Genomic DNA, 19531 nt, shown 5'->3' on the forward strand with positions numbered 1-19531 from the left:
TGTGATTTGCGCGGATCCCTCGCCGGACGCCGAAACGGGTAAAGGTGAAGGCCTGCTCACCGTCCGGCGCCTATCCGGTGCGGGCAGTACCCGAGCCGATGCCCGCCGCGTAAGTTCGGTGGCCCGCCCGTATTTGGTGATCGCCGGCCTGGTGTGCAGCTTCAGCCTGGCCACACTGATCGGCTCCGCGCTGCTGACCGCGCTACACCTGCCGCAGGACGCGATCCGCTGGGCCGCCCTGGTGGTGTTGACCGTCATCGGCCTGCCGCTGCAACACCTGATCGAGCGGCCGTTTGCCTACCTTCCGCAGCGCCAAATCGGCGCCAGCACAGATGGTTTCGTCCTGGGCCTGACGTTGGGCGCGTTGTACGTGCCGTGCGCGTGACCCAGCTCCGTCAGTAGTGCGGTGACGTGGTCGTCGCGAACCGGTCCGTGTTCACCTCGGACTCGTTGGGCAGCATGTAGGCGCGCACCGCCGCGCGGGATCCGTACGGCCGCAGCATGGTGCTGGCCGGCCGTGGACGCACGTGCTGCGGCCACCAGAACCAGCGCCCGAACAAGGTGGCCAGCGACGGTGTCATGAACGACCGCACGATCAAGGTATCGAACAGCAGACCCAGCGCGATCGTCGTACCCACCTGGGCCATCACCAGCAGCGGGCTGAACATGAACGTGGCCATAGTGGCGGCGAACACCAGACCGGCGGAGGTAACCACCGAACCCGAACCGGCCATCGCGCGGATCGTCCCGGTTTTGAGCCCGGCGTGGATTTCCTCTTTGAACCGCGATATCAGCAGCAGGTTGTAGTCCGAGCCGACCGCCAGTAGCAGGATGACCGCCATCGCCAGCACCATCCAGTGCAACTTCAGACCCAGGATGTACTGCCATACAAGCACGGAAAGTCCGAATGAGGCGCCCAGCGACAGCAACACCGTACCGACGATCACGACGGCCGCCACGACGCTGCGGGTGATCACCAGCATGATGACGAAAATCAAAGTGGCCGCGGCGATTCCGGCGATCATCAGGTCGATGCTGGAACCGTCGTGCATGTCCTTGTACGTCGCGGCGGTGCCGCCGAGGTAGACCTTGGCGCCCTCCCAGGGAGTGCCCTTGATCGCCTCGTGCACGGCCTGCTTGATCGGCTCGATGTGTTTGATGCCTTCAGGAGTCGCCGGGTCGCCTTCATGGGAGATGATCAGCCGGACGGCGTGCCCGTTCGGCGAGATGAACTGTTTGAGACCTCGCGCGAAATCTGGGCTCTTGAACGCCTCCGGCGGAAGGTAGAACGTGTCGTCGTTCTTCGCTTTGTCGAAGGCATCGCCCTGCGCGGTGGCGTTGTCGGACTGCGCTTTCGCCTGTTCGTTAAGGCCTTGTGTGATCGCATAGTTCGACATGATGGTGTCGAGGTTGTGCTGCTGGCTCTCGATCTGCGGCGGTATCAGCGCCACCAGCTTGGGCTGGATCCGATCCAGCTTGTCGAGGTTCGCGCTCAGGTTCACGATGTTCTGGGCCACCTGGTCGATGCCGTCGAGCGCGTTGAAGACCGACCGGATTGCCCAGCAGGCCGGGATGTCGTAACAGTGCTTCTCCCAATAGAAGTAGCTGCGGATCGGCCGGAGGAAGTCGTCGAAGTTGGCGATGTCGTCGCGCAACCTCTCGGTGATCTGCACGGTTTCTTTGGTGAGCTTGGTGGTCTCATGTGTCGTGTTGCTGAGATCCTGGGTCACCTGCATCTGCTCATGCAGCGTTGCCATCGTCTTGTGCAGCTCGTCCGCCTGCTTGAGCAGGTTGTTCGCCTGCTCTTCCTGATAGTGCTGGGTCTGGATCCGCCCTGCGGCTTGTGCACCCATCTGAAAACCGAGGGTGCTGTGGTCGAGCGGCGTGCCCAACGGCCGGGTGATCGTCTGCACCCGGCCGATACCGGGGATGTGGAAGACCGCCTTGGCGACCTTGTCCAGGACCAGGAAATCGGCCGGGTTACGCAGGTCGTGATCGGTCTCGATCATCAACAGCTCGGGATTGAGCCGAGCCTGGTCGAAGTGCCGGTCCGCGGCGGCATAACCGACATTGGCCGGGGTGTCCGCCGGCAGGAAGTGGCGGTTGTCGTAGTCCGTCTTGTAACCGGGCAGAGCGAGCAGACCAACCAACGCGACCGCGATGGTCACCGCGAGAACCGGTGCGGGCCAGCGGACGACCGCGGTGCCCATGCGACGCCAGCCCCGGGTCTGCAGGATGCGCTTCGGATCCATGAGCTTGAAGAACGAAGCCACCGTCAGTATCGCCGGGGCCAGCGTCAAAGCCGCGAGCACCGCGACCAGCATGCCGACCGCACAAGGCACCCCCAGCGACTGGAAGTACGGCAACCGACAGAAGCTCAGGCAGTACATCGCGCCGGCGATGGTCAGGCCCGATCCCAGCACGACATGCGCGGTGCTGTGGAACATGGTGTAGAAAGCTTGTTCGCGGGTCTCGCCCAGACCACGGGCCTCGTGATAGCGGCCGACCACGAAGATCGCGTAATCCGTCCCGGCGGCGATCGCCATAAGCACCAGCATGTTGTTGGCGAAGGTCGACAACCCCATGACGCCGTAGTTACCGAGCGTCGCGACAACACCGCGGGCCGCTGCCAGCTCGATGAACACCATGCCCAGCATGATCAGAACGGTGACCACCGACCGGTACACGAACAGCAGCATCACCACGATCACCAAGAACGTGATGAGCGTGACCTTCGCTACGCCCTTCTCACCGGCGTGGGACTGATCGGCGAACAGCGGACCCGCGCCGGTGACGTATGCCGTGATTCCCGGCGGCGCGGGCACCGAGTCCACGATTTTGCGCAGGGCCGCGGCAGACTCGTTCGCCAGCCCGCCGCCCATGTTGCCGGCGAGGTAAACCTGGACGTACGCGGCCTTTTGATCGTGGCTCTGGGAACCCGCCGCCGTCAGCGGATCACTCCAGAAATCCTGGACGTGCTGAACGTGTTTCTTGTCTTGCTCGACGCGCCTGACGATCTCGTCGTAGTAGCGGTGCGCTTCGGCCCCGAGTGGCTTGTCGCCCTCCAGCAAGATCATGGCCGAGTTGTCGGAGTTGAACTCTTTGAACGTCGATCCGACCCGCATCATCGACTGAAAGGATGCCGCGTCAGTCGGACTCATCGACACCGAGTGGGTTTTGGCCACGACCTCCAGCTGCGGGGCCACGGTGTTGGTGACGAACACGATGCCCAACCACACCAGGACGATCGGCAGGGCCAGCCGATGGATCATCCGCGGCAGGAACGGCGGGATCAGCGGCTGATCGACGCGCGGCGGAGCCGCGCCCGGCTCGCTCATGCGGACTTGTCCAGGCAATAGACGAAGGCGTCCACGGTTTGGTTGGGATCTGAGCGGTTCGGAGTCTTGATGACGTCACCGCTCCCGTCGTGCTTGTTCACCACGAACTGGCAGGCGATCCAACTGCCGTCGCCTTGCGCCACCAGGTTTGCCGGGATGCCGGGCTTCGTTGAACTCAATACTTTGCTCCAAGGCAAGGGCACGTTGAGGGCCTGCTGCGGATGGGAGTTTTCGTCGAGGTAGTTGATGGTTGCCGTGCTGCCTGGTGGGCCCCAGACCTCGAGCGTGATCGTCTTGGCGTTGAACTCGTCGAGGACCTCGCCCGAGGTGCCACCACCGAACGAACCGCGGTGAACGCCGAAGACGCCGTGCAATCGGTATACGACGAATCCCGACACCGCGACAACAGCTGCGATCGTGAGCACCAGCCAGAAACGCCCCAAAAGCCCCCTTTTCCCAGAGTGCTGCGGAGCGACCTTTGTGCCTTCCCCGCCGGCGGAGCCCTGCTTCTGGGGCCGCTCGGCCCTTGGCTCAGTCGTCATCGGCGCTCCAAGTCCCTCCCGCGGCCCCGGGCGCTCGGACACCTCGGAACCGTTTTCACCGGTCGCAGTTCGCCAAGCCACAGCGCCCCGGCCCCCTTTCCTGTTCATGATGATCCCGAGATAAGGCCGATGCACGTGGCGGTCAGCAGGCGGGTGAGCGCGGTCGCAAAGTCCAAGTTCCACTCCGGCGGAGCCACTTCGGGCTCCTCGGCGTAGGCGTCGGTGAGATCCGCCGGCGGGTTCGCGACCTGCCACAGGGTCGCCGCCAACGAGTACGCGGCCAGCAGGATGTCGAGCGAGCCCGGTCGCCCCAGTTCGGGCAGCGCGCTCTCGATCGAACCGGCGAGCGAGAGCGTGGCCGCGGTGCTGATGCGCTTGACCTCGATGACCCGCTCCGCATCGACCTCGTGTTCCAGGTGCAGGTGCAGGTTGGCCAGCAGGTCGCAGAACAACGGGTCGTCGGCCAGGGCTTCGGCCAGCGTCTCGGCGATACGCGACGGTGACGACGCGCCGGGTTCGGCCAGCTTGTCCGACACGGTGTTCGACCACCGCACCCACCCCTCGGCGGCCAGGCGCAGCAGAACTTCCTTGTGCGAGGTGAAGTAGCGGCGCACCGCCGAATAGTGAATTCCGGCGCGGCTGGCGACCGCGGTCAAGGTGACCGAGGCGACGCCCGTCTCCAGCGCCAGCGAGCGTGCGGCTTCCACGAGGGCCTCCGCACGTTGGCGCTTCTTTTCCTCCGTGCGGGCGCGCTGGAATGTCAGTTGCGCCACCGGCCGAGCGTAACGCACGTGCTGTGATTTGTATAACGCACGTGGTGTGATTTGTGCGGGGTCACTCTCGCCGGCGGCGCAAACGGGTAAAGGTGGAACCATGCTCACCGTCCGGCGCCCTTCGCGTCCTCCCGAGTAGCGCGTGCAGACCATCGCCCTGATCGGGTTTCTTGGCGGCCTGATCACCGGCATCTCGCCGTGCATCCTGCCGGTGCTCCCGGTGCTGCTGCTGTCCGGTGCGGACAGTACCCGAGCCGATGCTCGCCGCGTGAGTTCGGTGGCTCGCCCGTATTTGGTGATCGCCGGGCTGGTGTGCAGCTTCAGCCTGGCCACACTGATCGGCTCCGCGCTGCTGACGGCGCTACACCTGCCGCAGGACGCGATCCGCTGGGCCGCCCTGGTGGTGTTGACCCTCATCGGCCTGGGACTGATCTTCCCGCCGCTGCAACACCTGATCGAGCGGCCGTTTGCCTACCTTCCGCAGCGTCAAATCGGTTCCAGCACAGATGGTTTCGTCCTGGGCCTGACGTTGGGCGCGTTGTACGTGCCGTGCGCGGGCCCGGTGCTGGCCGCGATCGTGGTCGCCGGCGGAACGTCGCAGATCGGTCCCGGCGCACTCGTGTTGACCGCGACGTTCGCCCTCGGAAATGCCCTGCCGCTGTTGGCCTTCGCGCTGGCCGGGCGCCGCGTAGCCGAGCGGGTCGCGGCGTTTCGCCGCCGGCAGCGCGCGATTCAGATCGCCGGTGGGATCGCGATGATCGTGCTCGCCGTGGCGCTGGTGTTCAACCTGCCGGCGATGCTGCAGCGCGCGGTCCCCGACTACACGACGGCGATGCAGAACAAGCTGGGGGCCAACGAAATCGGGCGCAACCTGAACCCGGCCCCCGGCATGCAACAGCCGGCCCGGGGCAGCACGCTGCCGCTGAGCCGGAGCGGTGTCACCGTCGACGGCGCGCTGTCCGACTGCGCCAACCGTTCCGCAGAGCTGCAACGCTGCGGACCGGCCCCCGCCCTCACCGGCATCACCGGGTGGCTCAACACCCCGGACGGCACACCGCTGGACCCCGCCTCGGTGCGCGGCAAGGTCATCGTGATCGACTTCTGGGCCTACTCGTGCATCAACTGCCAGCGCGCGATCCCGCACGTCATCGATTGGTACAACAGGTATCGCGACAGCGGGTTCCTCGTCATCGGGGTGCACACCCCGGAATACGCGTTCGAACGGGTCCCCGAGAACGTCGCCAGCGGCGCCGCCGACCTGCACATCCCCTACCCCATCGCGCTGGACAACGACTACTCGACGTGGAACAACTACCAGAACCTCTACTGGCCGGCCGAGTACCTGATCGACGCGAACGGGCAAGTGCGGCACACCAAGTTCGGCGAGGGCGACTACGACGGCACCGAAAGGCTGATCCGCCAGCTTCTGGTGGACGCCCACCCCGGTGCCCAGTTGCCCGCGCCGACGAATGCGGCCGACACCACCCCGCAAACCCGGCTCACACCCGAGACCTACCTCGGTGTCGGCAAGTCCGGAAACTACGGCGGGAACGGCGATTACACGTCGGGCGCCGCCACGCTGGACTACCCGCAGACCCTGGCCGAGGACAAGTTCGCCCTAAGCGGCCGCTGGATCCTGGACGATCAGGGCGCCACCGCCGACGGCGACGACTCGGCCATCCGGCTGAACTACACCGCGAAGAACGTCTACGCCGTCGTCGGCGGCACCGGCACCCTCACCGTGACCCGGGATGGAAAGACGACCACGACACCGATCGGCGGAGCGCCCACGCTGCATCAGATCGTCGGCAACGACCCTGGGGACAGCGCGCACCGCGATCAACTGGACATGCGCATCAGCAAGGGCCTGCAGGTCTTCTCGTTCACGTTCGGCTAGCCGGTCGCCTCAGGATTTCTTCCAGAGACTGCCCAGCATCGCGACGAGCACGCCCAGCCCCACCAGCGCGGCACCCGCCAGCAACGTGACGTTGAGCCATTGGTGCAGACCGGTTTCGGCGTGCCCGACCATCACCTCGGCGACGCGGCGGATGTCGCCGGTGGTGCTGTTGAGCGCCTTGTCGACGTAGCGGCCAGCGACCTCGAGGCCCGCCCACCCCGCCGCGCCGACGAGCAGTGCGGACACACCCAGGGCGCTCAGTGCCTTGCCGCGGCGGCGCGCGGCGGCCAGCGTGAGCAGTGCGCAAACGGCGCACAGCGCCGCGGCCGCCACGCTCACCCAGGGCCCCCAGGTGGACAGCCGGCTCAGCCGGCCCGGCCGCAGCACTTGTGGCATCGAAACCGTCAGCGGGACAGTCAGTTTGGCGGGAACCGTCACGTTGTAGTGGCTGAGCAGCGGCCGGATCGAGTCGTCCCTGAGCATCGGGGCGACGTCGACCGTCCATTGGTTGCCGTCGTCGGCGGCCCCCTGGTCGCTGAACAACCAGCCGTGGGCGGCGCGGTTGGCCTGGGCGAACAGTCGTGGAAACGCCGGGCCGGCGGTGAATGCGCTGGCCGCATCGTGCACTTCGGAGCTGTCGACGGGATAGCCGCCCCCGCCGTGCGCGACGACCAGAGCCATTGCCCGCGTGGTGAGTTCGGCCGCCATGGCGGACTGCAGAGCCGGGTCGGCCGCCGCGCCGCGCGCCATCGCGGCGTACCCGTCGGCGTCAACGAGGTGCAGCTGCGTCCACGCCGCGGGGACCGCGACCGCCAGCGCAAGCGTGGTGGTCAGCCACAACAGCACGCTCGCCGCGAATCGCACGCCTGCGAATCTACGCAATCCCCCGCAGGTACGCGGCCTGCCCGAGATGCTGGGCGCAGTCGTCGATGATGCTCACCAGACGCGCGCTCGCCGTCACCGGCGGATCCCAGTTGGTGTCCACGACGCGGGCCAGCTCCTCGGCGGTCACCCCGGCGATGTAGTCGCACGTGAGCTGGTGCACGGCGTGGTAGTAGCCGGACAGCAGGTCCGCGGGCGCCCTCACCTTGGCCACGTCGTCGGGCGAATGCCCGTAACCCATGTCGTTGCGCGGCAGGTCCAATCCGAACCGGTCCACCCACCCGTCGCGCAACCACACCTGCTCGACCCGGGCCACGTCGGCCAACTGGATGTCCTGCACCCGCGCGCTGTGCCAGAGCAGCCAGGCGATGCTGTTGGCATTCGGGGCCGGGCGGTAGCCGGACACCTCCTCGGTCAGTCCCTCGGTGATCTGGTCGACGTGCTCGATCAACCGAGTGAACGCGTCGCGCAGGAGGTCTCGGAGAACGGCGGCATCGTCGGTGCTGGCCATACTCGCGACACTACGGGAGCGCGCCGTGGAAGACAGCCTCGACGTTGTTGCCGTCCGGGTCGCGCACGAACGCGCCGAAATAGCCGGGGTGGTATTCGGGCCACAGGCGCGGCGCATGCAGCGGCTCGGCACCCAGCTCGACGGCCATCCGATAAAACTCGCGCACCGCCTCCTCGTCGGCGGCCTCGAACGCCACGTGAACCTCGCGATTGGGTCCGGCCGGCGCGCCCGAGATCCAGAAGGTCGGCTTGCCCGCGCGCCCATACCCGATAGCGGGTCCCACATCCAGCTGCCGGGAAAAGCCCAGCGTCCCCAGCACCGCGTCGTAGAACCGCTGGGACTTCGCGTAGTCGGCGCAGTTGATGCCCACATGGTCGATCACGGAGAAGATCCTGGCACGACCCGCCGGCACGGTCGTAGATTGTTTGGATGACTTACGACCTCATCATCCGCAACGGCACCATCGTCGACGGGCTGGGGGGTGAGGCGTACGTCGGTGACGTGGCGGTGGCCGACAACGTCATCAAGGCGGTCGGTGCCATCAACGGCGCCACCGCCGCGCGCGAGATCGACGCCACCGGGCTGCTGATCACCCCCGGCTTCGTCGACCTGCACACCCACTACGACGGCCAGTCCATCTGGTCGGAGCGGCTGACCCCGTCGTCGGCGCACGGGGTGACGACGGTGGTGATGGGCAACTGCGGGGTCGGCTTCGCGCCGTGCCGGCAGTCCGACCACGACGTCCTGGTCGACGTGATGGCCGGCGTCGAAGACATCCCCGGCGTCGTGATGACCGACGGCCTGCCGTGGACATGGGAAACCTTCCCCGAATACATGGACGCGCTCGACGCCGGCAAACGTGACATCGATGTGGCCGCGTACCTTCCGCATTCGCCGCTGCGCGTGTACGTGATGGGGCAGCGCGGCGCCGACCGCGAGCCGGCCACCGAGGACGACCTGGCCAAGATGAGGGCGCTGGCCAAAGAGGCGATCGAGGCCGGTGCGCTGGGCTTCGCGTCGTCGCGGTTGACCATCCACAAAACCGAAAGCGGTTCGCCCATACCGAGTTACGATGCGGCCCGCGAAGAGATCGAGGAGATCGCCAGGGGTGTCGTGGACGGCGGCGGGGGCCTGTTGCAGTTCGTTCCGGACATCCCAGCGGGTGGCTACCAGCCCGTGCTGCAGACGGTCTTCGATGTCGCCGAGGACGTCGGCCTGCCGCTCACCTTCACCCTGGTCGTCGGCAACGCGGGCGACCCGACGTGGCCGGACGCCATCACCATGATCGAGAAAGCGAACAGCAGGGCGGGCACGGCCGACGCGCAATTCACCGCGCAGCTGCTGCCCCGTCCCATCGGGTTGATCATCGGGCTGCAACTGTCGGCGAACCCATTCGTGCTCTACCCCAGCTACCGCGAGATCGCACACCTGCCGCTGGCCGAGCGGGTCGCCGAGATGCGCAAGCCCGAGGTGCGCGCCCGCATCCTGGCCGACAAGCCCGGCGTCGGGCACCCGATTCTCTACGTGGCCCAGATGTGGGACTGGATCTACCCGCTGGGCGAGGACCCCGACTACGAGCCCGACCCGTCGACCAGCATCGGGGCGCGCGCCCGCGCCAAGGGGGTGGAGCCGATGGAGGAGGCCTACGACCGGCTGCTCGACGACGAGGGCCGAGCCATGCTGTTGGTCGCCACCAGCAACCTGCAGGGCAACTCGCTGGACACCGTCGGGGAGCTGCTGCACCGCGACGACGTGGTGCTGGGCCTGGGCGACGGCGGCGCGCACTACGGCATGATCTGCGACGCCAGCTACTCGACCTACTTCCTGACGCACTGGGCGCGGGACCGCGAGTCCGGACGGTTCACGGTGTCCGAGGCGGTTCGCGAGCTCACGTCGGTGCCCGCCCGCATCGCCGGGCTGGGTGATCGCGGCCGCATCGCGGTTGGCTACAAGGCCGATCTCAACGTCATCGATCACGCCGCGTTGCGGCTGCACAAGCCGGTCATCAGCCACGACCTGCCTGCCGGCGGGCGGCGCCTGGATCAGACCGCGGACGGGTACGTCGCCACGATTGTGTCCGGAGAAATCATCGCTGAACGCGGCGTCCCCACGGCCGCCCGTCCGGGCAAGCTGGTGCGTGGCCGTCAGCCCAGTCCGGCGCCCTTGCGATAACGCCACCAAAAGTGGCATATACCAGCTAAGTTGGGTCGCGTGACGAACCCGCATTTTGCGTGGTTGCCGCCGGAAGTCAACTCGGCACTAATTTTCTCCGGTCCTGGTCCCGGGCCGCTGCTTGCTGCCGCGGCGGCGTGGGACGGGCTGGCCGGGGAGCTGGCGTCGTCGGCATCGTCATTTTCTTCGGTGACCTCAGATCTTGCCAGCGGGTCATGGCAGGGTGCGTCGTCGGCCGCAATGGTGAGCGTGGCCAGCCAATATGTGAGTTGGCTCAGCGCGGCGGCGGCGCAGGCGGAAGAGGTGTCCCACCAGGCCTCGGCCATCGCGACCGCGTTCGAGGTGGCGCTCGCGGCGACGGTGCAGCCCGCGGTGGTGGCGGCCAACCGGGCCCTGGTGTCGGCGTTGGCGGCCAACAATCATCTGGGCCAGAACACCCCGGCGATCGCCGACATCGAGGCGGCCTACGACCAGATGTGGGCCTCGGACGTGGCGGCGATGTTCGGGTATCACGCCGACGCGTCGGCGGCCGTGGCCAAATTGCCGCCCTGGAATCAGGTGCTGCAAAACCTCGGATTTCCCAACGCCAGCACCGCCGTCACCCGCCCGGCCAGCTCCAGTGCCGTCGCCCGCGGTTACACGTCGCGCATCGCGGGGTTCCTCACGCCCCCGGCGCCGCAGTAGCGCGGGACCACGTCGGGTTCGCGCCTATCCTGGGACATCATGCGCAGCAAGAAGAAGGTCGATTTCACGGCGCTGGCCGACGCGCTTGTCGATTACCCGTACGCGTACCTGATCACGGTCGACGACGAATTCCGTTCGCACACCGTGACGGTCGAACCCGAACTGCGGGGGGAGACTCTCGACGTCGGCCTCATCGGCGGCCGCACGCAGCAGAACCTGGCCCGGCGCCGCGACGTCACCCTGCTGTGGCCCCCGACCGAGCCCGGCGGTTACTCGCTGATTGTCGACGGGCAGGCCGAGGTGTCTGACGCCGGCGACGCCGTCCGGCTCGCCGTGGTGCCCACCCGCGCGTTGCTGCACCGCGACGCCGACTCCCCCGATGCGGCCAAGGGGTGCCTGCACGACTGCGTGGTGTTCTCGCTTCCGGCCTAGCGGCGATCGCAAGCGCAGCGAAGCCGGGCGCTGCGGGTCGCCGCCATCGGGCCGACGCCGTACAGTCTCATCCGTGAGCCGCGTCGCACCACTCGCTCCGCCGTGGAGTGAAGAAGATGCCGCCGGGATCAACAGCTGGGGTCATCCGGACCGCACCTATGAGCCGCTGCTTTTGGTGCGTTGCCTGCAGCGCCATCCGGCGCTGGCCTCCCGGCTGCGTAAGCTCGGTGAATCCCTTTACACCGCAGCGCTTTTGCCGCCCCGGACGCGGACGATCGCCATCCTTCGCATTTGCGCGCTTGTCGGCTGCGCCTACGAGTGGGGCGGGCAGGCCGCCTTCTGGGGTCCGATCGCCGTTGTCAGCGACGACGAGTGCGACGCGCTGGTTCTGGGCGGCCCCGACGACCCGCGGTGGGGCGCCGACGAGCGGGCGCTGATTGCGGCGGTGGACGAGTGCGAGCGCACCGGCTCGTGGTCGGCGGCGACGTGGGAAGCGTTGGGCGGCTTCCTTGATGACGAGCAGCGGATCGAATTGCTCACGGCCGTCGGCTGGTACCGCACGATCTGCACGTTGTGCAACGCGCTCGCGCTTCCGGTGGAGGGCTGGATGCGGCCCTGGCCCGGGTCAGCGCGCTGACCGATCCCTGCGCAGGCTCGGATGCTGGTTCTTCAACAGCGGCAGCAGCACCCGTCGCGGCATGAACTGCAACAAGCGGGTGCTGATCTGGCTGGGCAGCCCAGGGATCACGGTTCCGCGGTCGTGCTCCAGCGCCTCGACCCCGGCGCGCGCCACCTCGCGCGACGGCTTCCACATGAATTTCGGGAACGCGTCGGCGAAGTCACGCTCGTCCATGCCGGCGCTCTTCACGAACTCGGTGCGCACCGGGCCCGGGCACAGCACCGCGACGGTGACGCCGGTGCCGGCGAGTTCACCGCGCAGCCCTTGGGTGTAGTTGTTGACGAACGCCTTAGTGGCCGCGTAGCCGGCCTGCCCGGGGAAGGGTTGGTAGCCCGCCGTCGATCCGACGTTGAGGATCGCGCCGCGACCGCGCGGCACCATCTGCTGAACCGCCCGGGTGCTCAGATCGATGACGGCCTCGACATTGACCCGCACCTGCGCGATCTCGTCGGCGACGGGAATCTTCGTCACCGACCCCATGGTGCCGACGCCGGCGTTGTTGACCAGGATGTCGGTCGTCAGCCCGCGGCGCTCGACCTCATCGAGCAGGCCCGCGCGGGCGGCGGAATCCGCGACGTCGCAGGCGATCACCTCGACGCGCACCCTTCCGGCGAGTTCGTCGGCCAGATCGCGCAGCCGGTCTTCGCGGCGCGCGACGAGGGTCACGCCGTGGCCGCGATCGGCCAGTTCGCGCGCGATGTCGGCGCCGATGCCCGACGATGCGCCGGTCACGACGGCGGTACTGGTGGGTGAGGGAGTCGGAAGTGCCACGCTCCGAACCTACTCGGCCGGCCAACATCGCAACCGTTCACACCAGCCAATCGGATCACCAGCCCGACCGATCAGGGAATTGCCCACCTTTCAGCGACAATTCGAGCCGTCGCTGAGAGGCGGGCAAAAGCACCATTGGTTTTCCCAACGTCGGGTGGGGCCGGCGGGACACCGCGGGTTCGGCGCACACGAAAAAACCCGGCCCCCAAAGGGACCGGGCTTTTCGTCATGCGGGACTCAGAAGTCCATGCCGCCCATGCCACCGGTCGGGTCGCCGACAGGAGCGGCGGCCTTCTCCGGCTTGTCAGCGACGACGGCCTCGGTGGTCAGGAACAACCCCGCGATGGACGCCGCGTTCTGCAGCGCCGAACGGGTCACCTTCACCGGGTCGGCAACGCCGGCCTTGAGCAGGTCCTCGTACTCACCGGTGGCGGCGTTCAGGCCGGTACCGGCGGGCGAGTTGCGGACCTTCTCGGCCACAACGCCGGGCTCCAGACCACCGTTGAAGGCGATCTGCTTCAGCGGAGCCTCGAGCGCCACGCGGACGATGTTGGCGCCCGTCGCCTCGTCGCCGGTGAGCTTCAGCTCGTCCAGGGACGGGATGGCGTGCAGCAGGGCCACGCCACCACCGGCGACGATGCCCTCCTCGACGGCCGCCTTGGCGTTGCGCACGGCGTCCTCGATGCGGTGCTTGCGCTCCTTGAGCTCGACCTCGGTCGCGGCCCCGGCCTTGATCACCGCAACACCGCCGGCCAGCTTGGCCAGGCGCTCCTGCAGCTTCTCGCGGTCGTAGTCGGAGTCGCTGTTCTCGATCTCGCTGCGGATCTGGGCCACCCGGCCGGCGATGGCGTCGGAGTCACCGGCGCCCTCGACGATGGTGGTCTCGTCCTTGGTGACGACGACCTTGCGGGCCTTACCCAGCAGGGCGACGTCGGCGCTCTCCAGCGACAGGCCGACCTCTTCGCTGATGACCTGACCACCGGTGAGGATGGCCATGTCCTGCAGCATCGCCTTGCGGCGGTCACCGAAGCCGGGGGCCTTGACGGCCACCGACTTGAAGGTGCCGCGGATCTTGTTGACCACCAGGGTGCTCAACGCCTCGCCCTCGACGTCCTCGGCGATGATCAGCAGCGGCTTGCCGGCCTGGATGACCTTCTCCAGCAGGGGGAGCAGGTCCTTGACGGTCGACACCTTGGAGCTGACCAGCAGGATGTAGGGGTCCTCGACGACCGCTTCCTGACGCTCGGCGTCGGTGACGAAGTAGCCCGAGATGTAACCCTTGTCGAACCGCATGCCCTCGGTGAGCTCGAGCTGCAGGCCGAAGGTGTTGGACTCCTCGACGGTGATGACGCCCTCGTTGCCGACCTTGTCCATCGCCTCGGCGATCAGGTCGCCGATCGACTGGTCGCCCGCCGAAATCGCAGCGGTGGCAGCGATCTGGTCCTTGGTCTCGACCTCCTTGGCCGACTTGAGCAGGGTCTCGGTGACCTTCTCGACGGCCTTCTCGATGCCGCGCTTGAGACCCAGCGGGTTGGCGCCGGCCGCGACGTTACGCAGGCCCTCTTTGACGAGCGCCTGAGCCAGCACCGTGGCCGTCGTCGTGCCGTCACCGGCAACGTCGTCGGTCTTCTTGGCGACTTCCTTGACCAGCTCGGCGCCGATCTTCTCGTACGGGTCCTCCAGTTCGATCTCCTTGGCGATGGACACACCATCGTTGGTGATCGTGGGGGCACCCCACTTCTTCTCCAGGACGACGTTGCGGCCCTTGGGGCCCAACGTCACCTTTACCGCGTCGGCGAGGGCGTTGAGCCCTCGCTCGAGGCCGCGACGGGCCTCCTCGTCGTACGCAATTGTCTTGGCCATTGCGAAGTGATTCCTCCGAAATATGGGGTGACACACGGGGCGACCGTTGTCGGTCGTCCCATTGGACGCTGTGGCCGGGTGCAGTGCCCGCGACGGACGACCGCAGCTGTCTTGGGGCTAGGTCTCACCGTCCCGACCTAGCACTCGCTGGTCGCGAGTGCCAAGTCATTCTTAGCACTCGCCTATGCCGAGTGCAAGAAGAAGGCCCCACGAAGCGGCCCGTTCAGGGCAGGTCGAGCAGCTGTTCGTAGAAGCCGCCGAAGCCGCGCGCGCGGTCGACGAGATGGATCTCGAGAATCCAATGGCAGGTGCGCCCGCGCGGGTCGGTGCGGCGCATCGGCTTGTCCGAGCCGGGCATGATGTACCACTCGACGCCGGGGCCGGCGATCTTCTTGTGCGGGAACTCCCCCACCAGATGGCCCGCGATGCGGCTGCCCCACTCGAAGCCCTCGGCTCGGGTCACCCCGACGACGAAGTCGAACAGCGCGGCGCCGGTGACGTCGGGATGGCGTTCGAAGTAGTCGCGCCCGGCCTGCCACACTCGCGGCAGCGCATCGCGGACGGCCTTCTTGTGCGGGTCGTCGCCGAGCAGGAACGTCCGGCCGAAATCTGCCTCCCACTCCTCGAAGATGGGGCCCAGGTCGAGGAAGACGATGTCGTCGTCGACGATCGTCCGGTCGGGCGGGCGCTCGTGGAACGGCTGCAGCGTGTTCTCCCCGGCGCGCACGATCCGCCGGTGCCAGTGCCGTGTCACCCCGAACATCTCGCCGGCGAGCTCATGGATCTCGTCGGAGAGCTTCTTCTCCCCGATCCCGGGGCGAATCATGGCCCGCCGCTCGATTTCGTCGAACAGTTGCGCCGCCTTGTGTTCGGCGTCCAGCAGCCGTTGCACCCGAACGTCTTCGGCGGTCGATTGCTCCATTACCGCGATGCTATGCGCACACTGGAACCATGTCCCTCGTCGTGCCGCCCTACCCGCCGGCCCGCTACACCAAGGACGAGCCGGAGATCAGCGCCTGGCTCAAGCGGGCCGATCAGCCCCCCGACTACGAGACCTCCGGGGTCGAGTACCACTACCTGGCGAACCAGCGGGACACAGACGGCGATTACGGGCTGTACCGGGTCGACATCTCCCCGGCCGGCGGCGGGCCCCCGGCCCACTTCCACCGGGCCATGTCGGAGGCGTTCTTCGTGCTCTCCGGGACGATGAAGCTCTACGACGGCACCGAATGGGCGGACGGCCACCAGGGCGACTTCCTCTACGTCCCGCCCGGGGGCGTCCACGGTTTCCGCAACGAGGCCGACGAGCCGGCGTCGATCCTGATGCTGTTCGCCCCGGGCGCTCCCCGCGAGGCCTACTTTGAAGGATTCGCGGCGCTGGCCGACATGACCGACGAGGAACGCCGGGAGTGGTTCGTCCGCCACGACAACTACTGGGTCTGACCGGTCAGGTCGCCGCGCGCCCGCTTCGCGACACCGCAGCGGTAAGGGCGGGGTCGACACCGCGGTTGCCGCGCATCGCCCGCCCGGCAGCATCCGATCCGGGTGAGTATCTTTTGGGCCATGGCTTCCAACCACGAAGAGAACCGCAGCTGGTCGGAGGGCGACGTCCCGGATCAAAGCGGCCGCGTCGTCGTCATCACCGGCGCCAACACCGGCATCGGGTATGAGGCGGCCGCCGTGCTGGCCCACCGCGGCGCCCACGTCGTGCTCGCGGTTCGCAACCTCGACAAGGGCAATGCGGCGCTGTCGCGCATCGTCGCGGCCGGGGGCCAAGGGGCCCGAGAAGTAGACGTCACGCTGCAGCAGCTGGATCTGACTTCGCTGGACGCGGTGCGGTCGGCCGCCGACGCGCTGCGTGCGGCCTACCCGCGCATCGACCTGCTGATCAACAACGCCGGGGTGATGTGGACGCCCAAGGAGGTCACCGCGGACGGCTTCGAATTGCAGTTCGGCACCAACCATCTGGGCCACTTCGCGCTGACCGGGTTGCTGCTCGACCACCTGCTCCCCGTGCGGGATTCGCGGGTGGTGACCATCAGCAGCGTCGGCCACCGGCTGCGGGCCGCGATCCACTTCGACGACCTGCAGTGGGAACGGCGGTACGACAGGATCGCGGCCTACGGGCAATCCAAACTGGCCAACCTGCTGTTCACCTACGAGCTGCAGCGCCGGCTGGCAGCCACGCCCGACGCGAAGACCATCGCCGTCGCCGCGCACCCCGGCGGCTCCAACACCGAGCTGACCCGCAACCTGCCGGCGATCTTCAGGCCCGCCGCCGCGGCGCTGGGGCCGGTGCTGTTCCAGAGCGCGGCCATGGGCGCACTCCCGACGCTGCGGGCCGCCACCGATCCGGACGTGCAGGGCGGGCAGTACTTCGGCCCGGACGGCTTCCTCGAGCAGCGGGGCCACCCGAAGCTCGTCAAGTCCAGCGCCCAGTCCCACAGCGCGGAACTGCAACGCCGGTTGTGGGCCGTCTCCGAAGAGCTCACCGACGTCAAGTTCCCGATCTGACGCGCGGATAATGGCCCCGATGCGAACAGTCGCGGAACATCAGCGCGTTGTCGCCGATTTGATTCGTTCCCGGCCGCCGGCTCCGGTCGCGCTGACCGACGCCCAGGGCCTGGTCCTGGCCGAGGACGTGGTCGCCCAACTGGCGCTGCCGGTCTTCGACAACTCCGCGATGGACGGATACGCGGTGCACGCCGAGGACACGTCGGCCGCGACACCGGAGAACCCGGTGGTGTTGCCGGTCGCCGAGGACATTCCGGCCGGACGCACCGACGAACTGGCGCTGAAACCCGGTACGGCCCACCGGATCATGACGGGCGCGCCGCTGCCGGCCGGGGCGACGGCCATCGTCCCGGTCGAGGCCACCGACGGTGGTGTGGACGTCGTATCGATCCACGAGCCGCGCGAGGCCGGCAAGCACATCCGGCGCGCGGGTGAGGACGTCGCCCCCGGCACCACCGTGCTGCGCCGCGGCCAGGTCGTGACGCCGGCCGTGCTCGGCTTGGCAGCGGCGCTCGGAATCGCCGAGTTGCCGGTGATCCCGCGCCAACGGGTGCTGGTGATCTCGACCGGATCGGAGCTGGTGACCCCGGGCGAGGCGTTGCGGCCGGGGCAGATCTACGAGTCCAACTCGATCATGCTGGCCGGAGCCGTCCGCGACGCGGGCGCCGAATTGGTCGCCGTCGCGACCGCCGAAGACGATGTGGCCCAATTCAGTTCGATCATCGATCGGTACGCGGCCGACTCCGATCTGATCATCACCAGCGGCGGCGTCAGCGCCGGCGCCTACGAGGTGGTCAAGGACGCCTTTGGGCGCGAGGGCGACCAGGGCGTCGAATTCGTCAAGGTGGCCATGCAGCCGGGCATGCCGCAGGGCGTGGGCCGCGTGGCCGGCGCGACGATCGTCACGCTGCCCGGCAACCCGGTCAGCGCGCTGGTGTCCTTCGAGGTGTTCCTGCGGCCCGCGCTCCGCACGGCCATGGGCCTGCCGGATCCCGAACGCCCGCACCGGTCCGCCATCCTCGCCGAGTCGCTGACCTCGCCGCGCGGCAAGCGCCAGTTCCGGCGCGCGGTACTCAGCGACGACGCGAGCTCCGTCACCAGCTACGGCCCGCCGGCATCGCACCACCTGCGGTGGCTGGCGTCGGCCAACGGGCTGCTCGATATCCCCGAAGACGTCGTCGAGGTGCCCGAGGGAACCCCGCTGCAGGTCTGGGATCTGCGCTAACCGGCCGGCGTCGCCACGTCCCGGTGGAATTCGTCGGCCCTGTCGAAGGCCGGGGTGTAGCGAATCGCGACGCCGACGACGGTCATCATCACCGGAATGGTGACCAGCGCCGCCGATAACCCCAGCCAGCCGGACAGGTGACCGATCAGCGGCGGACCGAGCAGGTAACCCAGCCAACCGGTCGCCGCCACGATGGCGATCGCCGATCCCGCTTCGCTCGCGCCGTAGGCCGCGCTGAAGGCGGTGGGCACCAGCAGCGCCACACCGACGCCCAACGCCGCGAAGCCGAGCACGCTGACGCCCGCGTTGGCGGTCGCCAGCGTCACTCCCATGCCCACGACCGCCACCAGCGCCAGCGCCGGGAGCAACCGGCGACTGGGGACCCGGGCGTGCAGTCGGGGCGCTCCGAACCGGGTGATGACCATCGCACCCGTGTAGGCCGCGTAGCTCAGCGCCGAGGCGCTCGGGCCGGCACCGACGACGTTGCGCAGGTAGTTGGCCGACCAGTCGGTGGCCGCACCCTCGCACAGGAAGGACGCGAACGAGACCGCGGCCAGGATCGCCACCGTCGGCGTCATCCAGGCCCACCTACCCAGGGCCGGTCCCGACGACGCGCCCGCCGCGGCGGCCGCGTCGGGGATCAGGCGACGGGTGAGCGTTCCCACTACGACCAGCACGACCGCCCCGAGGACCGTCAGCTGGGCGGTCAGGTCGATGCCCGCGCCGACGCACGCCGCGCCGACCAGTGCCCCCACCAGCGTCCCGACGCTCCACATGCCGTGGAACCGTGCCATGAGCGGCGCCCGGGCGGCCCGCTCGACCGTCGCCGCCTGGGTGTTCATCGCGACGTCCAGCGCCCCCTGGAACGTCCCCCACAACGCCAGCGCACCGAACAGCGCGGGCCCGGACCTGGCCAGGCCCACCGTCGTCCCCGCGGCCGCGTAGCCGGCGACCATCACCGGGATCAGCCGGTGGCTGCCCCAGCGGCGCAGCGCCCAGTGGCTTCCCAGCGTGGCCACGACCGATCCCAGCGGTGCGCCGAACAGCGCGGTGCCCAGCGCGGCGTCGGACAGGCCCAGCTCGGCCTTGATCCGCGGAATGTGGGCGGCCCACGACGAAAACACCAGACCGTGGGCGATGAATGCGGCGGTGACGCCACGTGTCGCCTGACGCACCGGTGTCGCCCACCGGTCGGCACTGTGCGGTTGCATGTCGAAGGTGAACGTTCCTCCGCGGGCGTCCACGAAT

Annotated in this window: 17 protein-coding genes and 2 pseudogenes; 9 read left to right on the forward strand and 10 right to left on the reverse strand. The window is 68.1% G+C overall.

Annotation, left to right across the window (positions count from 1 at the left end):
* Position 1: 1 nt before the first annotated feature.
* Positions 2 to 382, forward strand: a pseudogene (locus A5775_RS20540) (cytochrome c biogenesis protein DipZ); the annotation flags it as partial.
* A gap of 13 nt (positions 383 to 395) precedes the next feature.
* On the opposite strand, the gene A5775_RS20545 reads toward A5775_RS20540, so the two are convergent.
* From A5775_RS20545 to A5775_RS20555, 3 genes are all read right to left on the reverse strand, one after another.
* The gene (locus tag A5775_RS20545) at positions 396 to 3338 is read right to left on the reverse strand and encodes an RND family transporter (protein ID WP_067256454.1); all 2943 of its coding nucleotides are present in this window, start codon (positions 3336 to 3338) and stop codon (positions 396 to 398) included.
* Positions 3335 to 3880 carry an MmpS family transport accessory protein gene (locus A5775_RS20550; protein ID WP_067256456.1) on the reverse strand — a complete coding sequence of 182 codons (546 nt, stop codon included), beginning with the start codon at positions 3878 to 3880 and terminating at the stop codon, positions 3335 to 3337. The genes A5775_RS20545 and A5775_RS20550 overlap by 4 nt, the downstream gene beginning before the upstream one ends.
* Before the next feature lie 104 nt (positions 3881 to 3984).
* Positions 3985 to 4671: a TetR/AcrR family transcriptional regulator gene (locus A5775_RS20555; protein WP_156660787.1), complete on the reverse strand. Its 687-nt coding sequence runs from the start codon at positions 4669 to 4671 to the stop codon at positions 3985 to 3987.
* Positions 4672 to 4795: 124 nt separating this feature from the next.
* On the opposite strand from A5775_RS20555, the gene A5775_RS20560 reads away from it, so the two are divergent.
* Positions 4796 to 6550: a cytochrome c biogenesis protein DipZ gene (locus A5775_RS20560; protein WP_067256460.1), complete on the forward strand. Its 1755-nt coding sequence runs from the start codon at positions 4796 to 4798 to the stop codon at positions 6548 to 6550.
* Positions 6551 to 6559: 9 nt separating this feature from the next.
* Here the strand turns inward: A5775_RS20560 and A5775_RS20565 are convergent, their stop codons facing one another.
* From A5775_RS20565 to A5775_RS20575, 3 genes are read right to left on the reverse strand one after another with little or no spacing between them, the layout of a single operon-like run.
* On the reverse strand, positions 6560 to 7414 hold the full coding sequence (locus tag A5775_RS20565) for a hypothetical protein (RefSeq protein WP_067256462.1): 855 nt from the start codon (positions 7412 to 7414) through the stop codon (positions 6560 to 6562).
* Between the two features lie 10 nt (positions 7415 to 7424).
* Entirely contained in the window at positions 7425 to 7943 is a 519-nt protein-coding gene (locus A5775_RS20570; RefSeq protein ID WP_067256464.1) for a mycothiol transferase, read from the reverse strand.
* Between the two features lie 10 nt (positions 7944 to 7953).
* Positions 7954 to 8325 (reverse strand): VOC family protein, encoded by a 372-nt coding sequence (locus A5775_RS20575; RefSeq protein ID WP_067256551.1) that lies wholly within the window; start codon positions 8323 to 8325, stop codon positions 7954 to 7956.
* 47 nt (positions 8326 to 8372) lie between these two features.
* Here A5775_RS20575 and A5775_RS20580 point away from each other — a divergent pair, with 47 nt between their 5' ends.
* The 4 genes and pseudogenes from A5775_RS20580 (at position 8373) to A5775_RS20595 (ending at position 11868) form a co-directional block, all read left to right on the forward strand.
* Complete coding sequence (locus A5775_RS20580; RefSeq protein WP_067256466.1) at positions 8373 to 10115, forward strand: amidohydrolase family protein; 1743 nt, start codon at positions 8373 to 8375, stop codon at positions 10113 to 10115.
* Positions 10116 to 10154: 39 nt separating this feature from the next.
* Positions 10155 to 10775: pseudogene (locus tag A5775_RS20585) on the forward strand (PPE family protein); the annotation flags it as partial.
* A gap of 63 nt (positions 10776 to 10838) precedes the next feature.
* A complete protein-coding gene (locus A5775_RS20590) occupies positions 10839 to 11231 on the forward strand; it encodes a hypothetical protein (protein ID WP_067256468.1) in 393 nt (130 codons plus the stop codon).
* Between the two features lie 73 nt (positions 11232 to 11304).
* On the forward strand, positions 11305 to 11868 hold the full coding sequence (locus A5775_RS20595; protein ID WP_067256470.1) for a carboxymuconolactone decarboxylase family protein: 564 nt from the start codon (positions 11305 to 11307) through the stop codon (positions 11866 to 11868).
* On the opposite strand, the gene A5775_RS20600 is transcribed toward A5775_RS20595, so the two are convergent.
* The 3 genes from A5775_RS20600 to A5775_RS20610 form a co-directional block, all read right to left on the reverse strand.
* On the reverse strand, positions 11857 to 12681 hold the full coding sequence (locus tag A5775_RS20600; protein WP_067256472.1) for an SDR family oxidoreductase: 825 nt from the start codon (positions 12679 to 12681) through the stop codon (positions 11857 to 11859). The two genes, A5775_RS20595 and A5775_RS20600, sit on opposite strands and share 12 nt — an antisense overlap.
* Before the next feature lie 237 nt (positions 12682 to 12918).
* On the reverse strand, positions 12919 to 14544 hold the full coding sequence (gene groL, locus A5775_RS20605) for a chaperonin GroEL (RefSeq protein WP_067256474.1): 1626 nt from the start codon (positions 14542 to 14544) through the stop codon (positions 12919 to 12921).
* A 223-nt stretch (positions 14545 to 14767) separates the two neighbouring features.
* A complete protein-coding gene (locus tag A5775_RS20610) occupies positions 14768 to 15466 on the reverse strand; it encodes a M24 family metallopeptidase (protein WP_067256477.1) in 699 nt (232 codons plus the stop codon).
* Positions 15467 to 15495: 29 nt separating this feature from the next.
* Here A5775_RS20610 and A5775_RS20615 point away from each other — a divergent pair, with 29 nt between their 5' ends.
* The 3 genes from A5775_RS20615 (at position 15496) to glp (ending at position 18283) form a co-directional block, all read left to right on the forward strand.
* Entirely contained in the window at positions 15496 to 15987 is a 492-nt protein-coding gene (locus tag A5775_RS20615) for a cupin domain-containing protein (RefSeq protein ID WP_067256479.1), read from the forward strand.
* A 120-nt stretch (positions 15988 to 16107) separates the two neighbouring features.
* Complete coding sequence (locus A5775_RS20620; protein ID WP_067256482.1) at positions 16108 to 17058, forward strand: SDR family NAD(P)-dependent oxidoreductase; 951 nt, start codon at positions 16108 to 16110, stop codon at positions 17056 to 17058.
* 19 nt (positions 17059 to 17077) lie between these two features.
* A complete protein-coding gene (gene glp, locus A5775_RS20625; protein WP_067256554.1) occupies positions 17078 to 18283 on the forward strand; it encodes a gephyrin-like molybdotransferase Glp in 1206 nt (401 codons plus the stop codon).
* Here glp and A5775_RS20630 read toward each other — a convergent pair.
* The gene (locus tag A5775_RS20630; protein ID WP_067256560.1) at positions 18280 to 19494 is read right to left on the reverse strand and encodes an MFS transporter; all 1215 of its coding nucleotides are present in this window, start codon (positions 19492 to 19494) and stop codon (positions 18280 to 18282) included. The genes glp and A5775_RS20630 overlap by 4 nt on opposite strands.
* Between the last annotated feature and the right edge of the window lie 37 nt (positions 19495 to 19531).

Origin of the sequence: Mycobacterium sp. 852002-10029_SCH5224772 (assembly GCF_001667315.1) — a bacterium.
Lineage (GTDB): Bacteria > Actinomycetota > Actinomycetes > Mycobacteriales > Mycobacteriaceae > Mycobacterium.

Coding starts and splice junctions, on each gene's coding strand:
- A5775_RS20615 (WP_067256479.1), top strand. CDS start 15,496: ATGTCCCTCGTCGTGCCGCCCTACCCGCCGGCCCGCTACACCAAGGAC.
- A5775_RS20630 (WP_067256560.1), bottom strand. CDS start 19,494: ATGCAACCGCACAGTGCCGACCGGTGGGCGACACCGGTGCGTCAGGCG.
- glp (WP_067256554.1), top strand. CDS start 17,078: ATGCGAACAGTCGCGGAACATCAGCGCGTTGTCGCCGATTTGATTCGT.
- groL (WP_067256474.1), bottom strand. CDS start 14,544: ATGGCCAAGACAATTGCGTACGACGAGGAGGCCCGTCGCGGCCTCGAG.
- A5775_RS20580 (WP_067256466.1), top strand. CDS start 8,373: ATGACTTACGACCTCATCATCCGCAACGGCACCATCGTCGACGGGCTG.
- A5775_RS20545 (WP_067256454.1), bottom strand. CDS start 3,338: ATGAGCGAGCCGGGCGCGGCTCCGCCGCGCGTCGATCAGCCGCTGATC.
- A5775_RS20610 (WP_067256477.1), bottom strand. CDS start 15,466: ATGGAGCAATCGACCGCCGAAGACGTTCGGGTGCAACGGCTGCTGGAC.
- A5775_RS20550 (WP_067256456.1), bottom strand. CDS start 3,880: ATGACGACTGAGCCAAGGGCCGAGCGGCCCCAGAAGCAGGGCTCCGCC.
- A5775_RS20570 (WP_067256464.1), bottom strand. CDS start 7,943: ATGGCCAGCACCGACGATGCCGCCGTTCTCCGAGACCTCCTGCGCGAC.
- A5775_RS20590 (WP_067256468.1), top strand. CDS start 10,839: ATGCGCAGCAAGAAGAAGGTCGATTTCACGGCGCTGGCCGACGCGCTT.
- A5775_RS20620 (WP_067256482.1), top strand. CDS start 16,108: ATGGCTTCCAACCACGAAGAGAACCGCAGCTGGTCGGAGGGCGACGTC.